This is a genomic window from Burkholderia sp. BKH01 (assembly GCF_025685725.1).
Taxonomy (GTDB): Bacteria; Pseudomonadota; Gammaproteobacteria; order Burkholderiales; family Burkholderiaceae; genus Burkholderia; species Burkholderia pyrrocinia_C.
The window spans coordinates 431,963-454,774 of sequence record NZ_JAOTQT010000001.1; the positions used below are offsets into that span (position 1 = coordinate 431,963).

General features: G+C 64.4%; 8 protein-coding genes. 4 read left to right on the forward strand and 4 right to left on the reverse strand.

Features of this window, described 5'->3' with window-relative positions; translation table 11 throughout:
• Nucleotides 1-20: 20 nt before the first annotated feature.
• Genes OEJ37_RS01875 through OEJ37_RS01885 form a run of 3 tightly spaced genes read right to left on the reverse strand, consistent with a single transcriptional unit; the run spans nt 21 to nt 13,003 of the window.
• A complete protein-coding gene (locus tag OEJ37_RS01875; protein WP_263343000.1) occupies nt 21-4,004 on the reverse strand; it encodes an SDR family oxidoreductase in 3,984 nt (1,327 codons plus the stop codon).
• Nucleotides 3,991-8,523: a type I polyketide synthase gene (locus OEJ37_RS01880; protein WP_263343001.1), complete on the reverse strand. Its 4,533-nt coding sequence runs from the start codon at nt 8,521-8,523 to the stop codon at nt 3,991-3,993. Before OEJ37_RS01880 ends, OEJ37_RS01875 begins: the two co-directional genes overlap by 14 nt.
• Nucleotides 8,524-8,530: 7 nt before the next feature.
• Nucleotides 8,531-13,003 (reverse strand): amino acid adenylation domain-containing protein, encoded by a 4,473-nt coding sequence (locus tag OEJ37_RS01885; protein ID WP_263343002.1) that lies wholly within the window; start codon nt 13,001-13,003, stop codon nt 8,531-8,533.
• Between the two features lie 498 nt (nt 13,004-13,501).
• Here OEJ37_RS01885 and OEJ37_RS01890 point away from each other — a divergent pair, with 498 nt between their 5' ends.
• The 4 genes from OEJ37_RS01890 to OEJ37_RS01905 all read left to right on the forward strand — a co-directional run bounded on the left by OEJ37_RS01890 (nt 13,502) and on the right by OEJ37_RS01905 (nt 18,729).
• Entirely contained in the window at nt 13,502-15,568 is a 2,067-nt protein-coding gene (locus OEJ37_RS01890) for a M3 family metallopeptidase (protein ID WP_263343147.1), read from the forward strand.
• Nucleotides 15,569-15,918: 350 nt separating this feature from the next.
• On the forward strand, nt 15,919-17,415 hold the full coding sequence (locus OEJ37_RS01895) for an amino acid adenylation domain-containing protein (RefSeq protein WP_263343148.1): 1,497 nt from the start codon (nt 15,919-15,921) through the stop codon (nt 17,413-17,415).
• A 22-nt stretch (nt 17,416-17,437) separates the two neighbouring features.
• Complete coding sequence (locus OEJ37_RS01900; protein WP_263343003.1) at nt 17,438-17,692, forward strand: acyl carrier protein; 255 nt, start codon at nt 17,438-17,440, stop codon at nt 17,690-17,692.
• Nucleotides 17,693-17,805: 113 nt separating this feature from the next.
• The gene (locus OEJ37_RS01905) at nt 17,806-18,729 is read left to right on the forward strand and encodes a chlorinating enzyme (protein ID WP_263343004.1); all 924 of its coding nucleotides are present in this window, start codon (nt 17,806-17,808) and stop codon (nt 18,727-18,729) included.
• Nucleotides 18,730-19,018: 289 nt separating this feature from the next.
• Here the strand turns inward: OEJ37_RS01905 and OEJ37_RS01910 are convergent, their stop codons facing one another.
• On the reverse strand, nt 19,019-22,654 hold the full coding sequence (locus OEJ37_RS01910; protein ID WP_263343005.1) for a hypothetical protein: 3,636 nt from the start codon (nt 22,652-22,654) through the stop codon (nt 19,019-19,021).
• Nucleotides 22,655-22,812: the final 158 nt, after the last annotated feature.

Here is a 22,812-nt window from a genome sequence, read left to right on the forward strand (position 1 = left end):
ATGTCTTGTTCATCGCAGCCTTAGTCGACCTCGAGCTGGGCCGCCTTTTCGAGCAGCTTCGTTTCGATATGCTCGACCAGCCGGCCCAGGGTCCTGATTTCGTAGATGATCATTGCGTGCAGGCTGACGTCGTAGCGGTCCTTGACCATCGACACGAACTGGACCGCGCTGAGCGAATGCGCGCCCAGTTCGAGCAGCCCCTCCTCCCATTCGATGTGCGCGACGCCCAGGATTCGTGCCCAGCTCGTCTCGACGAATCGATGTGCGTCGGACCGGTACGGATAGTCGTCGTCCGGCGCGGCGGCCAGCGGCGCGGACGCCACGTCGCGCAGCCGCGCGAGTTCCGTGACCTTGCTGACTTCCCCCCAGCGCTCGAGCACCGAGTCGAAATCGATCGTGGAAATCACCAGCCGGGGGCCGAAATTCCAGTGCAGGATGCGGTCGTACACCGCGGCGATCTCGCGTTCGGTCATGTGGTTGCGCATGTGCTCGCGGCTCAGGTCCGCGAATTGCGGCAGCACATTGGGACGGCCGAGCCGTTCCGCGTTGACCGCGCCCCAGTTGGTCGAGCAGATGTCGCCCAGCGACGCCGCCAGCGCGGTCTGGGCCACCGCGTCGACGAACGCGTTCGCCGCCGCATTGTCGATCTGGCCCAACCCGCCGATGATCGAGTTCATGCTCGAACAGAGCACGACCTTGCTCACCGGATTGCGCGTCAGGTACGACAACAGGTTGCAGGTGCCGTACACCTTCGCGCGGAACACCTTCGAGAAATGGCCGATGTCCTTGTTCTCGATCATGCCGTTTTCGACCAGCCCGGCGGCATGGATGATGGAATGGATGACCCCGTAGCGTTCGCGCGCGTCGTCGAGCGCCGCGTCCACCTGCTCCGTGTCGCCGATGTCGCATTGCGCCAGTTGTACCGTCGCGCCGGTCCGCTCGATCCTGCGAATCCGCTCGATCTTCTTCGAGTAAGGATGGTCGGGACCGTGTTCGGCGATCCATGCCGGCCACGCGTCGCGGCCGACGAAGCGCTTCGAGTTGACCAGCAGGAGCCGGCACGGCGCACGGCTGGCCAGGTATTCGGCGACACCCAGCCCGAGCTCCCCGAGTCCACCGAACACGACGTAGACGCCGCCCGCCCGCACCTCGGGCTCACACGCGGCGGGTACGGCGAAGCGCTGATACGTGGTCTGCCACCGCCGGCCGCGGCGCAGCACCACGAATTCGTTCGCGGGGATGAGCGGCGCGAAGAACTCCAGGCCGAGCTGCATCGCCGAATCCGTGGCGTTGAACAGCTCTTGCGACGGGATATCGACGATCCGGCAGTCGACGAGCGGATATTCCTTCTGCAAGGTCCGGCTGATGCCGAGCACGGTCGCCTTGTCCGGGTTCACCTCGTCCTGCGGCGTCAACGCGGCCATCTGCGACGCGGCGACGATGATCGAGCACGCAGCGCCCCCCACCGTCACTCGGTGCAGCGATCGCGCGAAGAAAATCAGGCTGAACAGGCCGAGCGTCTGGCAGCGCTCGAAATTCGCCGGCGTGCCATCCCATTCCGCTTCGGCCGCGAGCCACGCGTGCACGACATGGCGCGGCAGGCAGCCGCGCTCGTCAAGCGCTTCGAGCAACCGCTGGTAATCCTGCTCCGACACGGGATCGATGCAATAAGTGGTGTCGTCCAGCTGCGCGAATGCGTCGCCCGGAACCACGTGGATGGCGCGCGTCGTCGCGGCCCACGGCGCGTTGAGCCGATGCGCGCGATCCGTGGCGAACACCAGCAAAGCGGCATCCGCCGGTTCGGCGACGCGTTGCGTCCGCGCGGCGAGCGCGGCTGCTTCGCGCCACGTCGGCTTGTAGAACCATTGACCGACATCGTCGATCTTCCGGTTACGGCGTTCGGCCTCGGTCGCGACCGACAGCCACTGGACCTTTCTGGCAAACGCGTAGGCCGGCAGCGAGACCTTGCGCCGCGCCTCGTCCGCGTAGTACGCCGGCCAGTCGACCGTCATGCCCGCCGCCCAGCAGGACGCGAGTATGTCGGCCAGGAAGCGCCCTTGCAGCGCGGGCGCGCCGAGCTCGATCGCGTTCGATGCGACTTGCAGGCGCGGGGCGTCCGACAGCGTCAGCAGCGCATCCGACGGCGCCGCGTCGACCGGCGTTTCGGCCAGCAAGCGCGTGATTCCGTCGTCGCCGTGCGCGCTCAGGCGCTCGACGAGATCCGCCGGCAACGTCGCCGGCTGCTGCAGATGCGCCGCGATCCCGAGCCGCCGAAGCTGCGCCGCCAGCAGCACCGCATACACCGCCAGGCGTTGCGGCACATCGTGACGCGCCACCGCGTCGAGCAACGGCGCGTACCGGCTCGCGTCGCCCTGCCGAACGGCTTGCCATGCCGCATCCGCGTCGGCCGGCCGCACCGCCACGAGCAGCCGGCGCGGTGCGCCGTCGGTCGCGTTCAGCGTCGCCGCGGCCAGCTTCTCCGCAGCTTCGCCGGCGCCGGCCGCGGCAATCGCAAGCCGGTGAGGAAATGCCTTGCGCCCCACGTTGGACGTGTAGCAGAGATCCGCGAACGCCGGACAGGCTTCGTCCCGCAGGAACGCCACGTACTTCGCGCGGAGCGCGTCCAGCGACTCGGCGGAACGTGCCGACAGCGTCACGCAGTAGGCGTCTTTCGTCGCGGGTAGCGGTTCGAGCGGCGGCGCCTCCTCGAGGATCGCATGCGCATTGGTGCCGCCGATCCCGAAGCTGCTCACGGCGGCCAGCCGCCTGGCGTCCGACACCCACGCACGCGTGCGCGCGTTGACGTGAAACGGACTGTTCTCCAGCCCGAGGCGCGGGTTCGCCTTCTCGAAGCCCAGCGAAGCGGGCAGCGTTCGATAGCGCAGCGACAGCGCAGTCTTGATTACACCGGCCACGCCGGCCGCGACGTCGATATGTCCGATATTCGTCTTGACCGAACCGATCGCGCACGTCGCTTCGCGTGTCCCCGCCTGCGCGCGCCGCTCGCCGACATAGGCGTGCGTCAGCGCGGCGATCTCGATCGGATCGCCCAGCGACGTCCCGGTTCCGTGTGCCTCGACATACTGGATCTGCCCGGGGCTCACGTCGCTCGCCTGCAGCGCATCGCGGATCACGGCGCTCTGGCCGGACACGCTGGGCGCCGCGTACCCGACCTTGTCCGAGCCGTCGTTGTTGATGGCGCTGCCCTTCAATACCGCATAGATCTGGTCGTGGTCGCGCAACGCGTCGTCCAGGCGCTTCAGCACGACCAGCCCCGCGCCGTTGCTGAACACCGTGCCGGCGGCCTGTTCGTCGAACGCGCGCACCTGCCCGTCGGGAGAGAAAAAACTGTCCTGGCTGTAGAGATAACCACGCGTATTGGGCACGTTGATCGAACAGGCGCCGGCCAGCGCCACGTCGGCCTGATAGCTCAGCAGGCCCTGACAGGCCTCGTGAATCGCGACGAGCGAAGTCGAGCAGGCGGTCTGGACATTGACGCTCGGCCCCTTCAGATCCAGCAGGTAGGACAGCCGGGTCGTCAGGTAATCGCTCAAATTGCCGAACAGGATGCTTTGCCCGTCCCGGTCGAGATCCACTTCATCGGACCGGAATACGACCGTATGCAGGTAACTGTTCAGGCTCACGCCCGCGTAGACGCCGACCCGCCCTACGTGCGCGCCCGGCACGTAGCCGGCGTCCTCGAACGCATGCCACGCCAGTTGCAGGAACACCCGCTGCTGCGGGTCCATCAGCCGCGCGTCGTGATTGCTGAGCCCGAAGAATTCGTTGTCGAACAGCTCGATGTCGCGCAAACGGCCGCCGACCGGCACATAATGCGCCGACGCGAGATGCGCGGGATCGACGCCAGCATCGAGCAATTCCTGCTCGCTGTAGCGTTCCAGCGAGCACCGGCCGGCTTCCAGATTCCGCCAGAACTCCTGAACATTGGAAGCACCCGGAAATGCTCCGCTCATCCCGATGATCGCGACGTCAAGATTGTTCAATTTTCGACTCCATGCCGTGCTTGCGGCTTTGGTAATAGTTGCGGCGCAGACGCTCCGTCCGCCTGTCGGCAGCGGGCGCCGCCGGCGTTTCCCGATCTTCGTCTGCGGCCTCGCCGACGACGCGAGCCGCCTCCGGTTCCCTGGCTTCGGCCAGGCGTTCGATGGTCGGGAACTTGAACATGTCGACCGCCGACAGATCCCAGTCGAGGGTCTGGTTGATCTGATCGATCAGCTTCAACGCGATCAGCGAGTGGCCGCCCAGTTCGAAGAAGTTGTCGCGGATGCCGACCGGCTCGACACCGATGCATTCGCCCCACAGCTTCGCGAGTGCCTGTTCGGTACGCGTGCGCGGCGGCACCATGTCGTCCTTCAATTGGGGACGCGGTGCGACAACCTGCCGGACGTCGAGGGGCTCGTCGCGCTCGGACAGCACCCAGTTCCGGTAACGCGCGACAAGGTCGCCGCTCGCCACGATGACGTGTGCGGGCCAGTCCAGCGCGGCGAGCCGTTCCAGCACGGATAGCCCCTCCTGCTCGCTGATCGCGTAGTGGTCGATGCCGATGTCGTCGTTCGATTCGTCGCGCGTGTCCTTGAAGAACTCCCACGCATCCCAGTCGATCACGGTCCATTCGCAGTCCGCGCGGCTCGCAGACCGCGCATAGGCGTTCAGCAGGCAATGGGAGGTCGCATAGCCGAACAGCCCGATCCCGCCGAGCGTCGCGGAGATCGACGAGACGATCATCACGCGTGGAATGCGCAGCGACCGGGTCAACGCGTGCAGGTTCGCGCACACGCCGAGCTTCGGCGAGACGAGTGCGTCCAGGTAGGCCGCATCGGTTTCCGCGAAGGTTCGGTAGTGCATGTCGGCCGGTGCGCCCGCCGCATGGACGACGAGATCGATCGGGCCGAGCGCCTGTACGATCGACTGCGCGGCGCGCTCGAGCTGCTGCGGATCGGTCGCATCGGCATCGACGAACTCGATCCGGTGGCCGGCCGCGACCATGCGTTCGTACAGGCCCTTGCGGCGCCTGACGGCGCGGTCCGCCGCGGCGGACGGCTCGCGCAGCGTGTTCGCGAACGCGGTGGCGTGGCGGCTGACGATCGCGACATCCGCGCCGACGACGATCGAGAAGAATGCGGCGTAGATCATCCCGACATTGCCCACCCCGCCGACGATCAGCACGGTACGAGGCGGCTTCGACAACGCAGCGGCCTGCGCGGGGCCGTCGCCGCGACGCGGGTCGCTGCGGCACAGCTTCCGTTCGACCAGCCGGTCGCGCTCGACCCGGATGAAGCGCGCGGATGAATGCAGGCACGCGTCGGCCAGCAAGCCGGCGTCGCGGCCGCCGGAATCCGGAGCTTCGTCGGCGTCCAGCAACGCCGCGTCGATCTGGATCGCCCGGCAGGTCACGCGGGGGAATTCCTGCTGCACGACCGTCGCGAAGCTGTCGACCCACGCGGCGCCGGCGGTCGGCATGGCATCGCCGCCGGGGACGTCGGCGACTGCGACCAGCGTGATGTCCAGCGTGCCGGGCACCGCCGCGCGCAGCGTATTGAACGTGCGCTGCATCGAGAGCATGTCCGCGAGCAGATGACCGCACGCCGCCGGCACGTCGGACGCCTCCCCCGGCTGCGCCGGCGTCACCACCACCACGCGCGTGACCGCGCCGCGCGCCAGCGCGTCGCCCGTCTTCGCAAAGCGCTGCCGCAACGCGGCCTCGAGCGCTTCGGGCCGTGAAGCGTCCAGCAGGACCCACTCGCCCGCCTGCTTCGCGAGTCGCTCGGCGAGCCGGCCGGCATGCCGGCTGCCGTCGCCGATCAGCAGCACCGGCGCCACGGACGGGGGGCGCGCCGCGACGGCGCCGATGTCCGGCACGGGCGCCCAGTCGTACGCGTAGAACCATTGATCGAGATCGTCCTGCTTCCGGTAGGCAGGCGCCTGCGCGACGACCTCGCGTTTCGCCGGCGCGTCGACCCAGCATGAGATCTCGTCGAGCGGATGCGGGGCCAGCGGCACGATGTTGCCGCGTGTCGCGCCGTAGAGCGGCTCCCAGTCGACGGTCATGCCGTTTGCCCAGCATTGGGCAAGCAGCGTGTCGAGCCCTGCCGCTTCGTCGTCCGGCAGAACGATCGAGAAGTGCCTGACGTCGGGCAGCGTCAGCCTCCCCAGCGCATTGGCGATCGACTTGCCGGGTCCCGCCTCGACCCACGCGCCCGACGGCACGAGCGCGGCCAGCGTCTCCAGGCAAGCGCTGAATCGCACCGTGCGCCGCAAATGGTCGACCCAGTAATCGGCGGTCGCGAAGCGTTCCGGCAGGTCGGCGCGCCCGTCGAGGTTGGAGACGATCGGGCTGCGCGGCACTTGCAGTTCGATGCCGTCGAATGCAGCCGCGAATTCGCGGCTGCTGGCATCCATCAGGTACGAGTGGAACGCGTGCGAGGTCGGCAGCCTGACCGCGTGAAGCCGGGCTGCTGCAAGGCGAGGCGCCAGCGCGTCGATGTCCTGCTCGGTGCCGCCCACGACACAGGACATGTCGCTGTTGACGACGCACAGCGACAGCCCCTCGTGCAGAAACGCACTGACCTGCTCCTCGGCGGCCAGCACCGCCAGCATCGCGCCGCGCGGCGCGCGGCTCATGATCCGCGAGCGGGTGGCGACAATCGGCACGGCATCCGCCAGGTCGAACACGCCGGCAAGCGTCGCGGCCACGTATTCGCCGATGCTGTGCCCGACCATCGCGGCGACCGGCAGCCGCATCGCCAGCAGCGTCGAGCCCAGCGCATATTCAAGCGCAAACAGGTACGGCTGCAGCGCGGCGGTGTCGCGAATCTCGGCCTCGCCCGCGTTCAGCAGCGCGCGCGGATCCGCGCAGCCCGCGCGCACGAAGCGGTCGGCGCAATCGTCGAATACCGAGCGGAAATGCCCGCCGCGTTCGTAGAGTGCCCGGCCCATACCGGGAAACTGGTTGCCCTGTCCCGGGAACAGCAGCGCAACCTGCCCATGGCGCCAGTCGGCCGTCGGCGCCACGCGGGTCGGGTCGGCGGACGCGCGGCCGGATACGAGCGCGCGCTTCTCCGGGTAATGCCGCTGGAACAGTTGGGAGGTGTAGCGCGCATCCCCGAGCGCAAGCGTGCGGCCGGACAGCGCGCGCTCGACCGCCTGCTCGAGCGCCGCCAGCGCCGCCGGCGTCTGCGCGGACATCAGCAGCGGGCCCGCGTCGACGCGGCGCGTCAGGTCCCGGCCCGGCGCCTCTTCGAGAATGACGTGGGCGTTGCTGCCGCCGACGCCGAGCGCGCTGACGGCAGCGCGCCGGGGCTGACCCGCGGCGGCGGGCCACGGTTCGGGTGCGGTGGGGATATAGAACGGCCCCTCTTCGAGCGCGAGATTCGGGTTGGCCTGCACGAAGCCCGCGAGCGGCGGCTTGACCTGGTGCTTGAGACACAGCGCCGCTTTCAGCACGCCGACCAGGCCCGCGGCGACGTCCGTATGGCCGATGTTCGCCTTCACGGAACCCAGTGCGCAATGCGCGTGGACGCCGCCTGACCCGCCGTACGCATCCTTCAGCGCCTGGATCTCGATCGGGTCGCCGAGTGCGGTGCCGGTCCCGTGCGTTTCCAGATAGCCGATCGTGGCCGGCGCAACGCCGCTGCGCTCGTACGTGCGCCGGATCGCCTCGCTTTGTCCCGCGACGCTGGGCGCGGTGAAACCCGATTTGCGCTGGCCGTCGTTGTTGATCGCCGAACCGCGAATCACGCCGAGGATGTCGTCCCCGTCGCGCTGCGCGGCGGACAGCGCTTTCAGCGCGAGCACGATCGCGCCGTTGGTGAACACCGTGCCCGTGGCGCTGGCGTCGAACGGACGGCATACGCCGTCCTTCGCCAGCACGCCGTCCCGCTGGTACAGGTAGCCTTCCTTTTGCGGCGTGCGGATCGCCGCGGCGCCGACGAGCGCCATCCGGCACTGTCCGGTGAGAATGGCGACACGCGCCGTGTGCAACGCCTGCAGCGCCGACGAACAGCCCGACTGGATCGACATCGCCGGGCCGTGCAGGTCCAGCTTGTACGCGATCCGGGTGGACGCACAGTCGCCGCTGTTGCCGAATACCACATCGGACAACGGCACCCTGTCGGGCGGCTGGGTCATCAGGTTGTTCAGCAGGTAGTGCGGAAACCCCACCGACACATATACGCCGATCTCGCGGTTCGCCGCCCCGACCTGCTCCAGCAACTGGTGCGCCAAGGTCAGCAGCACGCGCTGCTGCGGATCGATCGCCTGGGCTTCGCGGAACGTATAGCCGAAGAAGCGGTAATCGAACCGGTCGATGTCATTCAGCACGCCGGCGCGCCTGACATAGTCCGGCTGCGCCAGCGCCGCCGGATCGGCGCCCGCGTCGAGCAGTTCGGCGTCGGACAGCGACGCGATGCAGTCTCGCCCGGCGAGGACGCTCTGCCAGAACGCGTCGACGGTGTCGGCGCCCGGCAAGCGCAATCTGGATCCAATCAGTGCCACCTGTTCCATGTTTTCCTCAAGGATGCGTAGTCAGTGCCAGCCGCTCGACCGTCTCGCCGGGCGACCGTACGCACTCGAACAGAATCCGGTTGAACTCGGATGCGATATCGTCGATCTGCGCGACGTCGAAGACGTCCGCGCTGTATTCGATAAAAACCTGCGTATGCGTCCGGAAGTCGTTGACCTCGAGCGACAGCTCGAACTTCGAGCCGGTCGGTCGCAGCGGAATCTCCGAGACCGGGAGACCCGCTATCGAGAACGCGTACATCGAGCGATCGATGAAGTTGAAAAATGCCTGGAAAACGGGGGTCCGGCCGAGCGTCGCGTACTCGACCAGCCGGCTTGCGACCTCCTCGAACGGCACGTCCGCATACCCGTAGATCGAAAACAGCGAGCCGGTCACCCGATTGACGAAATCGCCCAGCCGGTCCGCCGGATCGATGTCGACCGGCAGCACGATCGTGTTCGTATACAGGCCGATTGCCTGGAGCGTCTCGGGCGTGCGGTTCATGGCCGCCAACCCGATATTGACCACCCTGTCGCGACTGAAGTGATGCAGCGCGAGGGCGAACGCGCTCAGGAACAGCGTCGCGAGCGGCACGCCCACGGTGCGCGAGTAGTCGTCCAGTTCCGCGCGTAATGCAGCCGGGATCACGAGCGGAAAACTGTCGCCCGCAAGCGTGCGCACCTCGGGAAAAGGCGCGCGATACGGCAGATTCAGCACGCGATCGACCAGCCCGAACCGGCCGATCAGTTCATCGGCGCGAGCCGAGGCGTCCGTCGGCTGGCCGCCCGCCTCGGCAGCGGGTTCGGGAGGACGGCTTGGCGCGACCCCGGCGAGCATCGCTTCATACGCGTGCGCCATCTCCCTCAGGAAGTTGCCGCAGCCGATGCCGTCCACCACGATGTGATGGAACAGATAGAACACCGCGGCCCCGCCGTCCAGCAGCGGAAAGTAATGGACCCGCAGCAGCGGGCTGCAATGCAGGTCGAATGGCTCGCGCAATAACCGGTTCAGCATGGGCCGAAGCACGGCCCAATCCGTCGCGCCATGGCGCTCGACCAGCGCGCCCGCGGGTGTCGGATGGATCCGCTTGACGAGGCCCGCCGCGGTGGGCTCGAACGCCGCCCGCAGCGATTCGTGAGCGTCCAGCACCTGTCTCAGCGCGCGTTCGAGGACGTCGATCGCCACGCCCGCCGGAAAATGCAGCCCCACCGGAATGTTGTAGGTTTCGCGCACGGTGGCCACGCTGTCGAGAAAATACAGCGCCCGTTCGCCCGCGGAAGGGGCGAGCACATCCAGCGTCAGGGCCGGCGCGGGCACGCCGCCGTGCGCCGACCGCGGCGGCGTTTCGCCCGCTGGCGCGCGCGCCTTTGCATCGGCGCCAGCCGGCGCCAACCAGGACGCACGCAGATGTTCGACCAGCGCCGTCACGCTCGAGTGCGTCATGAACGCCTCCAGGCTGACCTCGATATCGAGCTTCTGGCGGATCTGCGCGAGGATGCGAACCGCAGACAGCGAATGGCCGCCCAGCGACATCAGCGTCGCATCGGGATCGATCGTTTCCAGGCCGAGCGCATCGGCGTAGATGGCCTGGAGGGTCGGGGCCAACGGATCGAGCGGCCGGACATCCCGCGCGGCCGCGGCCGGCTGCGCCCGCTCCGGCAGGGCCCCGCGATCGATCTTGCCGTTCGCGTTCAGCGGCCATGCGTCGACCCACTCGATTTGCGTGGGCACCATGTAGGCGGGCAACGCCAACGACAACGCATCGCTCAAGGCCGCGGAATCTCGCACGCCATCCGGAATCGGCTCGACCCACGCGAGCAGCTTCGGTTCCTCCGCCGGAGACGATCTCACCTGGACGACCGCCTTGCGCACCTGGCCGAGCGCTTCGATCTGCGTTTCAATCTCGCCCAGCTCGACCCGGAAGCCGCGAATCTTGACCTGCCCGTCCTCGCGCCCCAGGAATCGCAGGCGCTCGTTCATATCGCGAAAAGCAAAGTCGCCGGTGCGATACACGCGGCCCGCGCCGGGGATCTCGACGAAGCGTTCGTCAGTCAGTGCGCGACGATTGCGATAGCCGCGGGCAACGCCATGCCCGCCGATGCAGATCTCGCCCTTGCTGAAACGCGGCACGGTCTGGCCGTGCGCGTCCAGCAGATGGATCGTGGTGTTGCCGAGCGGCTTGCCGAGGCCGGCCGCGGGATCCGCGTCGGGCGCGGCGATCATCGACCAGATCGTCGCTTCCGTCGGACCGTAGACCTGCCAGGCTGCCGCGCACGTGTCGCGCAGGAAGCCGTGCGTGGACGCGTCGATCGATTCACCGCCGCACAGGACGTTCAATTGGCGCGCGCCGCGCCAGCCGCCCGCGCGCAGCACGTTGAAGTACGAAGGCGTGCCCTGCAGCCACGAAATGCGTTCGCGCTCGATCACAGCATCGAGCGCTTTCGCGTCGAGGCGGACGTGCTCAGGACAGGGGACGACGGCTGCGCCGACCATGAGCGGCAGCAGCAGTTCCAGCAGCGATATGTCGAAGCCGATCGTGGTGGTCGCGAGCAGGCGATCGTCGCGACTCATCGGCAGTGCGCGCCGCATCGCGGACAGGAAGCCGGCGACGTTGCGATGGGTCACCTCGACGCCTTTCGGACTGCCGGTGGACCCCGACGTGTAGATCAGGTAAGCGGGGCTGTCCGGATCGACCGCGACGGCGGGAAACGTGTCGGCATCCGCATCGTCGAACAGATCGTCGGTCAGGACGAGATCCAGTGGCGAAGCCGCGGCCGGCGCGTCCTGGTGAAGATAGACGGCCAGCTCGGCGTCTCGCGCGATATGCGCGCGGCGCGCAGCCGGCAGATTCGTGGGAAGCGGAACGTAGATCGCGCCGGCCTGCCAGATGCCGAGCAGCGCGGCCAGCAGCGCGCCACTCCGATGCATGGCCACGCCGACGCGGTCGCCTGCTTTCACGTTCGCCGCCGCCAGCTTCCACGCGACCCGATTCGCCGCCTCGAGCAGCGCCCGATTCGTTATCGTCCGGCCAGGCTCCCCGACTGCCTGCCGACCCGGCTGCTCGCGCAGCGCAGCCTCGATCAATGCGCCGGCCGACAGCTGCGGCGCGGGATCGGCCAGCACGGCATGGCAGCCGGCAAAGGCTCGCTGGCCGCCCAGTTCGAGATCGCCTATCCGCACATCCTGCCGGTCGACCATGCGCTCGACGAGGTCGCTGAAATCGCGCGCCAACTGCTGTGCCATCGATTCGCTCAGCAGCCCGTCGCGGTATTCGAGGATCAGGCTGAGCGCGTCGTCGCCGTCGTAAAGGAGCGCAAGGTCCTGCTTCGCCGAACCGACGAAACGCGGCGTCTGTTCGACATCGATGCCATTCAGCCGCAGCGAATCGAGCGCGAACCGCGCGGGAATGAGCGCCACGTTGAGGCATGGCGACGCCGGGTCGGCCAGGTTCTGCCGCACGAGCCGCATCAGGTCCAACTGCGGGAAATCCACGATCGATTTCGTTTTCCGGCGCTGCTGCCGCACCCGCTCGAACAACGCATCGACCGTCATATCCGGCGTCACGTCCACGAACGCCGGCACGTAATTGATGAATGAACCGAATATCCGCTCGAACCCGCCGGGCCTCGTGTCCACCGGATAGGCGATCGCCAGCGCGTCCTGTTGCAGGTACCGGTGCAGCAGCACGCTGAATGCACTCATCAGGACCACGAACGGTGTCGTCCTGGTTTTTCGGTTCATGCTCTTGAGCCTTGCCTGCAGGGTGCCGGGCAGGCTCCAGCGATACTGGCAGGCGCCCGCGCGGGCCGGTCGCTCGCCGTCGAACACCAGTTTGCCGAAGTCGACGGAACATGCGCGCCCCGACAGGTATGCACGCCACGCCGCCTCGGTTTCCTGATGGGCGCCGTCGGCCCAGCGTTGCCGTTCCCAGTCCAGCGTGTCGGAAAACCCCTGGCTCGCGCGGGTCTCCGGCGCCGCCACATAGGCCGCGTGATTGTTGTACGCCGACGAAATGTCGTTCAGCAGCATCAGCGCCGACGTACCATCCACGCAGATATGGTGGATATTCAACGCCAGGAGATAACCGTTCGGACTGCTCCGGATCAGCAGGAACCGGAACACCGGTTCGCCATGCAAATCGAAAGGCGCCAGCAGGCAGGCATCAAGCGCCGCTTCGATCCGTTGCAGCCGTGCCGACGATTCGAGACCCGACAGATCGATGAACTCGAGCGGGTCGTGCGAAAGCCGGTCGGCAGACTGAAGCGGCTCGCCGGCCTGTTCGATGAAACGCATCCGGATCGCCGGATGCGCGCCGGCTACCGCGACAAATGCCCGCTTGAGCCGATCGACGTCGAGATTCCCGTCGAGCTCGAAAAGCAGCGGATTGTTATACGCGGGGTCATGAGGCGCATATTTCCATTGCAACCACATCACCCTTTGACTATTAGTGAGTGGCAATACGTCATTCACGGCAATTGGCATGCGGCATTCCTGAGGCTGCGTTGAAGAATCAGGCCGACGCGAACACGTATCTTCGTCGCATCGTCCATTGCCATACAAATCCCCATCAAAGCGGAAAGCACGGGCAGGCAACGAAAGATCGGGGCTATGCAGGGCCAGCCGCCGAAGGATCGGGCTATCGCGCGAAACCGGCCGCGCCCGAATCAGGGCAGTCCGTCACATGTGGAAAATATCCGATAGATGACGCGCATCCCGGGATCAAGCTTCTCAGAATGACATCGCATTGTTTCGGTATCCGAACACTATGCATCATAATCACATGCGCCTTCGATCAATCGTCATTTCCATCGACATGTTTTCAGAAAATCTCGATAAATCAGAAAAAAGAATAACGCGACACTCCCTCAGCAGTAACTGCAATAAGTAATAGGTCGATAAGCGTGTTGCGCACCGAATTCCCGTCATATAATCGCCGCTATCGTTCAGCGACTTCGGAAACGGAGCAAGTTCTTGCGCTCAATGCATTTCGTCAATCCCCTTCTGGATCGATCGCAGCTACCTTGCTTCGAGGCCATTCGCGCGTTCCATGTGCGCCCCGCCGTTGACGCCTGCCTGCTCGAGCTCGACAACGCGATCGAGCAGGCCGGTGCGGCGCCGCTCCGGTCGAGCTGGGCGAACGTGATCGAACCGATCTGCCTGGCGATCGAGGCGCTCGAATACACGTGGGGCATCGTCACCCACCTTGTCACGGTTCGCGATTCGGCGGCCTTGCGCGCCGCCTATGGGGGATGTGTGGGCCTCGTGTCGTCCGCGTTGTCGCGCTTCCGTCAGGACACCGCGCTGCTCGGACGATACCAGGCCATCATCGGATCCGACGCGTTCGCGACCCTGTCCGCCGAGCGGCAGCAGGTTCTGCGCAATCTGATCCGCGACGCGCAGCTGACGGGTGGCGAGCTGCCGCCCGGCCCGCGCATGCGGCTGAACTGCATACGCGAACGCCAGGCGCTGCTCGCGAAGACGTTCCAGGACAACATCGCCGATGCTACCCGCGCTTATTCGTACGCCGTGACGGCGGACGACGAACTGGCCGGCCTGCCCGATCACGTGCGCGTCGCCGCACGGGCGGCTGCGCGGCAATGCGGCCGCGACGGCCATCTCTTCACGCTGGATTTCGCGTCGTACCATCCGGTCATGCAGTTCTCCGAGTGCCGTGCGCTACGGGAACGCTTGTATCGGGCCCGGTCAGTCCGGGCATCCGAGCTGGGCGGACGCTATGCCGACGGCGCGGCGGCGTGGGACAACACGCCCGTCATGACCGAACTGCTGGCCCTGCGGCACGAAGAGGCCCAACTGCTCGGCCATCGGGATTTCGCCGGCCTCTCGCTCGAGCAGAAGATGGCGCGCTCCCCCGAATGCGCGCAGTCGTTTCTGGACGATCTGCATCGGCGCATTCGCCCGCAGGTGGCCGCCGAATGGCAAGCGCTGCAATCCTTCGCCCGCGATGCCCTCGGCATTCGCGAGCTGCAGCCGTGGGATCTCCCTTTCACGATGGAACACCTGCGCAGGCAGCGCTTCGGCGTCTCGACGGACGAGGTCCGCCGGTACTTCCCCGAACAAGCCGTGCTGCATGGGCTGTTCAAGCTGGTCGAGACGCTGTTCGACATCAAGGTCCTCCCCGCGACCGGCAGCGTCTGGCACGAAGATGTCCGGCTGTACCGGCTGGACGACGCACGTGGCCATCCGGTCGCCCATCTCTATCTGGACCTGTACGCGCGTCCGGGAAAACGGGACGGCGCATGGGCAGCCAGCGGCGGATCGCGCAGCACGCGCGTAGACGGCGCGATCCGGCTGCCCGCGGCCTATCTGATGTGCAACGTCGCCGCAGCGGAGCCGGCCTGCTTCTCGTTCGAACAGGTGGTCACGCTGTTTCACGAGATGGGCCACTGTCTCCATCACATGCTGACCGACGTCACCGAAAGCGCGGTGTCGGGTGCGAAAGGCGTCGAATGGGATGCCGTCGAATTCCCCTCGCAATTCATGGAGCAATTCTGTCGGGAGTGGGAGGTGATTGTCGCGTTGAGCGCTCACGTAGAGACAGGCGCAGCGCTGCCGCGTACGCTGTTCGACCGCATGCTGGCGGCACGCCATGTCGACCATGGCATCGAGATGGCGCATCAGATTGCGTTGTCGGCGCTGGACCTCCAACTGCATTCCGCGCGCGCGATGGCCTCGAACCAGTCGATCCTCCATTGGGTGGAAGCCATTCATCAAGCATACGAGGCCACGCCGCCGGACCCGCTTTCAAGAAGCGTGAACACCTTCGGGCATATCTTCGCCGGCGACTACGCAGCGGCCTATTACAGTTATCAATGGGCGAAGGTCCTCGCGGCCGATGCCTATGCCGCGCTGGAAAACGCCGGCGCCACGCATGCGAACGCCGGCAGACGCGAAATCGGAAAGCGCTATCGGACGGAAATTCTGGGGTCCGGGGGCAGTCGACCTGCCGTGGAATCGTTCATCGCATTTCGCGGCCGCGCGCCGGACCTCGATGCGCTGTTTCGGGATTCTGTCGAGACAAGACGTTAGGGTAACGTTCGGCGTATCGACCATGCGGTCAGCAGTTTTGCAATCCTGAATTCCACACCGAAATTCTTCGCCATCCAGTGCTCCTCAACCTTGCCGAATAGACGCCGGCGCCGGGCACGTCGCGCCGATTCACGATCGAAACCTATGGGAATTCGTAGTTTCGCAAATGCGGCATGTCGACTCTAATGTGCGTATCCGTCAGGAGCATGCACACATGAATATACGACCCCGCGCCAAGCGTGCAAAGAATCCGCTTCGCCATTCATAACGCGCAGAGTCCGGCATCGCGCGATGCATCGCCCGCGTTCGCCAGATGCGTCATTTCATTTTTCCACGGACCGAGAAAATTCGTGACTCCAGTTAGCGTCAATCGTCTATTTACCGCGCAGGTCCGTCGCGCGCCCGATGCGATCGCCCTGGTCGGCGGCGACAGGCGCTTGACGTACGGCGAACTCGACCGCAGCGCCAATCATCTCGCGCGGCACCTGATCAATCGCGGCGTGCAGGCGCACGACCGCGTGCTGCTGTGCCTGCCGCGGTCGATTGACGCCGTCATCGCGATGCTCGCGATCATCAAGACCGGTGCGGCTTTCGTACCGGTCGACCCGACCTACTCCGAGTCGGTCAAGCAGAGGCATGCGAACGACAGCGGCGCACGGCACGTCATCGCTCGGCCGACCGACGCCGGGGCCTTCCGCAGCGCATCGCGGCAAGTCATCGAAGCCGACGATCTCGCTGCGGGCCGCGACGACCATGGCGCCGACGTCGATGCGGGGCACGAGGGCGCAAGCGCGATCTACGTGATGTTCACCTCCGGGAGCACGGGCCGGCCGAAAGGCGTGGTCGTCGCCCACCGCGGCGTCATCCGCCTGGTCTGCAATACGAACTACATCCGGGTCACGCCCGCCGACACGCTGCTGCTGCTGTCCCCGATCACCTTCGATGCATCCACGTTCGAAATCTGGGGCGCGCTGCTGAACGGCGCCCGGCTCGCGATACACGAGGAAGCGACGTTCGATCCGAACCTCGTCAGCGAGCTGATCGAGCGCGAGCGGGTCAGCGTGCTCTGGCTCACCGCCGCGCTGTTCCATCTCGTCGTGCGGCGCTACATCCGGATGCTCGCGGGGCTTCGCACATTACTGGCAGGCGGCGACGTGCTGAATGCGGCCGCCGTCAACGCAGTATTCGACGCGTTCCCGTCGATTACCGTCATCAACGGTTACGGTCCGACCGAGAACACGACCTTCACGTGCTGTCACGTGATGACCGCCGCGAACCGGCCAGTCGATCCGGTTCCGATTGGCCGCGCCATTTCAGGCACCCGGCTCCACATTCTCGACAGCGCGCTGCGCGAAGTGCCGGACGGCGCCGAAGGCGAGCTGTGCGCAAGCGGCGATGGCGTAGCGCTCGGCTATCTGAATGCGCCGGAGGCGACGCGCGCGGCATTCATCGACCATCGGCCCGTCGACGGCCTGCTGTATCGCACCGGCGATCGGGCACGACGCAGGCCGGACGGCCTGATCGAATTCCTCGGGCGGCGCGACCGGCTCGTGAAGATACGCGGCTACCGCGTGTCGCTCGACGAGCTTCAGGCCCTCATCGCCGGCATTCCCGGCGTCGAGGAAGTCATCGTCAAGGTGTCGGAGGATGCGACCGGCGAAAAGCGCCTCAGCGCGATCATCCAGTCCGCCGGCGGGCGGCCGGACATGAAGGCTTTCGTCCGCAGCGAACTCGTCAAACTGGCGCCGCCGTTCCAGATCCCCGACGACATCCAGGTTTTTCAGCATATCCCGCTCAATGCGAACGGCAAGCTGGACCGCAACCCGTTGCCGATCGGCGAGATATAAATCATCCGGAGGGAAACAAGCCATGACCAATACGACCGACATCATCGAAACAATTCTGAGCACCTGCCGCGACACGCTCGGGCTGCCCGACCTGCAACCCGGCGAGGACTTCTTCGAACGCGGCGCGAGTTCGCTGGCCATCGTCGAACTGCAGATCCAGATCGAAGAGCAACTGCAGTTGAAAGTGCCCACGAGTCAGCTGATGGCGGCGCCCTCCGTGGACGGATGGGCGCGCGCTTACCTGACGACGGCCGCCGCGGTAACGGTGCCGCAGTAACCGCGTCGGGCGGAGATCTTCGAAGAAAACGGGGCGCACGGATACCGATCGCCTCGTCCAAGCAGACGCCATACCAGGCAAGCGTTAACGAAAATCCAAAGGAGCAACCCAGGATGCAGAATTTCCAATTGACGAAGGAAGAGATCGCCCGCTTCCGTGCCCAGGGCTACATCGGCCCGTTCAAACTCTATTCGGAGGACGAAGCAAGAGATCGATACCGCCAGATCCGGTCGCAGCTGTTCGACCGCGAGTACGCGATCTACGATTTGCCGCCGAACAGCCCGATCGCCAACTACGACCGGCATCTCGACGTGAACCTGCTGAGCGAGCACATCATGCGCTCGGAGATCGTCCACAAGCTCAACTCGATCCTGGGCCCAGATCTCATTTGCTGGCGATCGGAGATGTTCCCCAAGTATCCAGGCGACGAAGGCACCGACTGGCACCAGGCCGACACGTTCGCGCATGCGTCGGGCAAGCCGCAGATCGTGTGGCCCGGCGACGGCCGCTTCGGCGGCGCGGTAACCGTATGGACGGCCTTCACCGACTGCGACGAACAGAACGGCTGCCTGCGCTTCGTACCGGGCACGCACGAGGAAATGTTCTACGACGAGTCGAAGAAGATGGCATTCGATCCGACGAAGATCAACGCGCTCGAGAAGGACGGCATCAAGCGCGGCTTCTTCGGCTACGACTACCGCAGCCTGCAGAAGGACGCGAACTGGAAGCCCGACGAGAGCAAGGCCGTGTCACTCGTGATGAAGCCCGGCGAGTTCGTGATCTTCTGGTCGACGCTGATGCACTCGTCGTTCCCCAACTCGACGAAAGACCGCACCCGCCTCGGCTATGCGTGCCGCTATGTGCCCGCCGCCGTCAAGATCTACCCAGACACCGAAACCGTCAGCGAGTACGGCAGCGAAGTGAACCTCGACAAATACGGTGTGGTGCTGGTGTCGGGCGAAGACCACTTCCGGCATAACCGCCGTGTGGAATCCAACGCGCGCGGCACGCCGTTCAGCCGGCACGCCGAGGTGTAAACACGCCGCGGCGATGAGTCGGATTCAAAGAAATACCCCGGAGGCCGGACCGAAATCCAGCCCAACCTCCGGGGTGAGGCTGGCCCGCTTAGACGCCTCGTATCGATTCGCATCTTTCGGATGCGGCTCGCGACTCGAAAAGAATGCGCGGCCTGAACCTTTCCGGTAGCCTACGCCTGCCAACTTGACAGAGCCCCCACTCAAGATCCGTCCGCTTTCTGAGCAAGCGTGTGTCCCCTCTCCTATTGCGTCGCGGACAACTCAACGTGACAGCGCCATTCACGGTTAATCATGTAAATGATATGCTTTGCTCAGTAAACTGATTGCGAGCGCTGTAGCTGATGCCTAGTATCCCATTAACTCCTGAATCGTCAACTCGAGACCGTAGTTTAGTGTTGATGAGAAACCTTCCTTCCCGAAACCGAAGGTCGGTATGAAGTTCGTCAAGTTCTGATGACGCACGCTTCTTCAGCGTGTCATCTCCGGTTTTTTCTGCCAAATGACGGACTGCTCTCAGCCGGTTTGCGGTGTTATTGTGATCGCCAAATTCCCAATAAATCTGAGGCGTCGCAGTCAGATCCTTCTCACGGAGATATTGCTCGACCATCTCACCGATGGCCTTCTTTTCATTCTCGACAACTCTCTGGCGACTGCCCTCGTCCCCATATTGATCAGCGAAGAATTGGCGGCTCTTGTCATCGGCCAGATCATTGATATGGTTTGCCAGAGAAGCAACGAACGCTGCCGGGTTGCTGTAACTCCGGGTAGCAAAACTTGTCGGCAGCTCCTGTCCATCACTCAAAATGCTTGAATGAAGATCTGTTTCGCGATAGTGAAAGAAATCCGCACTTTCACTTGCACCGTTTCCGACGGCGAATTGCACGAACCCCTTGATATTCCCGTCAGCCGCGCCAATCAACCCGTTCAAGCTCGTCAACACTCCGCCGACAGAAAGTTTGTAGTTCCGGGTGGCTGTGATTTTTTCATTTTTCAGCCAGCCGGAATGCTCACGGTAGTCGACCTTGGTAACCTGCCCGAGTCCGGTAAGCCGGGCGTTCGGCAGTCCAAGTCTGAAATCGCCGAATCGCACGCCTGCTCCACCCGTAACGTCGATTGTCCCGATATGGTCGGTCGTCTTGCTTTCGTAGCGACCTATGGAGATGCGGTCCCCAAATGCCTGGTATGCCTTCTTGATCAGTGAATTCCTGTCCTCCGGGTTTCCCGGCTTTGGCAAAGCCGTGCCGTCGTGATCGTCGAGCAGCATCCGCACCAGCTTTGCCTTTTGTGCATTGATTTCGCGGTCACCCGCAACCCCGCCTGAAATGTGACGAGGGAAGCCGAAGACTGCGCCTTCTTGGTCCGTGATCTGATACGCGTATCCGCCATCGAGGCCCGCGCTGAGCGTTACCGGCGCATGTTGCCCAAAAGTGTGGCCGACAGAACCGCCAACCCCCGCCTGAAGACGTTTGAGGCTTACGACTCCCATACGCAGGGCACTCCGATCAGTAGTCGTCGAGGATTCAAAGGTCACCAGGCGAATCCTGCCGCCGCCAAGGTCCACCCGAATGCTGGAGGTCAGACCAAGCAGTACGCTCGAAACAATACCGGATACGCTCTTGGTACTGGCTTGCACATTGCCACCGTTGCTCAATGCAAACCCGGAGCCGAGTTCTTCCCGCTCAACAAGACTTGCGACGAGTTCTGCTGCGTCGTGTCGACTCATCCCTTCCACCGATGGCGTGTGCAGCCTTGGCGCGACGCCAGCTTCGATCCTATTGAAGCCTTTGGCAAAGATTGCCCATTCGGGCGTCGTATCTGATGCGCCTTCCGCAATACGATTTGCCATTTCTGCGTCTGCCGGCCCCCCCAACGCTGCCCCCCAGGCCAGTAAGCGTGAGGCGGAAAGCGGCTCATTCTCGCGGGCGACGACCTCGGCCGTGACCGCGCGCAGCGTGTCCATATTGAAGTCATCACCCGGCGCACGAATTTGGCTGAGTACTTCACCTACGGCCCGTTCCTGCGCCGCGGGCGAGAGGCCCTGTGGCCGCGCGAAACGGGGCATCAAACGGGTTTCAGCTCGCGTTGTTTTCAGGATTGCCGATCTGGCAAGCAGTTGCAGCAGAGTGGTGCCGTCTTGCCCTGTCAGACGAAGGCAATCGACTCTATTGTCCTCTCCATAAACGGGTCCGTGTCCAGACCCCATGCCATCGCTACTTCTAAGGTGCGTATCAATTGCTGCCTCGAGCGTACCGATCATGTCCGAATATGCGCGACCGTCTGCAATCGGCGACCTGTGACTGAGCGTCATCCCGGCGTTGCGACCGGGGGTGATGGTTACCCCGCCGGCCCCATCAGCCACCAGCTTGTTGTATGCCTTGAATGGGCTTTTGTTGCTATTAGGCCTCAGATGGTCAAGCAGTGCTTGTTTGATCCGATTCAGGCCATGCGGCTTCTTGAGCGCTCTGTTCAGATGATGTTGTGCCGTCTTACGTGTCCGCCCTTCAACCTGGCTGAATTCCGAGCGGGTGCCGTCGCTGTTGCGATCTTCATCTGTCGGCATGTTACTACGCATCATGGAAAGTGCGAACCGACACCCATGAGTTCCGCGTTCGAATGGTCTGGATCGCGTGACAGGCGAACCAACGTGCTGGTCCAATTCGAGCAATTCCTCTTTCGCTGCGAGCAGCGCCTTTTCCGCCAGACTAAGAGGGATTTCAGATGGCGTCGGCGCGCCGTTCCGGCCCGGCCATCCGCCCTCGCCGCTCGCAGCAATTGCCCGGCCGAGATTCAGGTAAGGCGATGAAAATAACGAGGCGGGATCATTGCGAAGGTTCTGGCCGCGGCGCTGCGCTGTCATCGTCAGGTGCGCAGACGCAACCAGCAGGCTGCGCAGAATCACGCGCTCCTTATCGGCAACGGACGGGTGCACGTCAGTGGGGCGATTTTCGGGAGAACTCAACTTCTCGAGCAGGTTGATGCCTGCACCGCCTGGAACGTTGACGAGCTTTTGTGCGAGGCGCCACGCTTTGTCTTCGCGATCAGCGACGTCGTCTGTTTCGGACGGACCTGTAGCATCTGTCGCATGGCGTAGCTTGCCAACAAGATTCATACCTCGAAGTGTCACCAAGGCCACCTTGCAGTCCTTCGAGGATTCACCGAAACACTCTCGTAAAGTCATGCCCACAAGCATTATTTGCGGGTTGTCGAGTCCAACGCGTACTTGAATGTGCCCCAACTCGTCCAATAGCTCGTCGAGGTCGGCGTCGCCTGCATTACCTGGTACCCGTTGAACTGCGGCAGCCCGATCGCAGAAGACGTTACGCAAGAGTTCTGAACGCGACAGCTCCGCCAACACGCCACTCGATGGTGGTCGAACCCGCGGAGACGACTGGCTTTCCACCGCAAGAGCCGGGAGAACGGTTGTTTCCGGAGCCCGAGTGGGCTGGAAAGGAGGAGAAAACACGGGTTCGGCCGACTTCGTAGTCGAGTGAAATGGCGTGACCGCATGGGTGACCGAGGTGATTCCAAATCCACGATAATATAAACGGTCGGCTATAGGAGCATCCGAAACAGCACGTTCGTTGAGGAAAGGGGCTTGACCGAAACGGCGCCTCGGAGCGGCGGGCACGTTCGGTGTGGCGGAAGGCGCTACGTCGGCCGTCTCTTGTATCTGTTCAATATTGCGACGAGGTTCGGCTTGATTCGCGAGCGCCATTTCGGCCCGACTCTCCTGCACCGCGTCATCGTTTTGCTGCGATGAGGTCGAACCGTGAGGCGACTCGGTTGACGTCTCACGCGTTGGCAATCCACGCAATTCCAGTGGCAAGTCCGGCGCGCTGTCCGCTGATTGAGGGGGATGGGCATCGGACTCAGAGGCAATCGTTTCCGTAGAAGAACGGAAAGCTTTATTGATTCTTCCCAGCATAGTAACTCTTCCTTTTACCCTATGCTAAATCTGCGGAGGCCGCCCGCCTGGAAATGCGTTGAAGCCACCATCTATCGCGGCAGCAAAGATCGCACGATGTCGAGCGTCAATGCCGGTGTCGTGCACGGGGCGACATCCAACGAGCGGCGCCGCAAAGT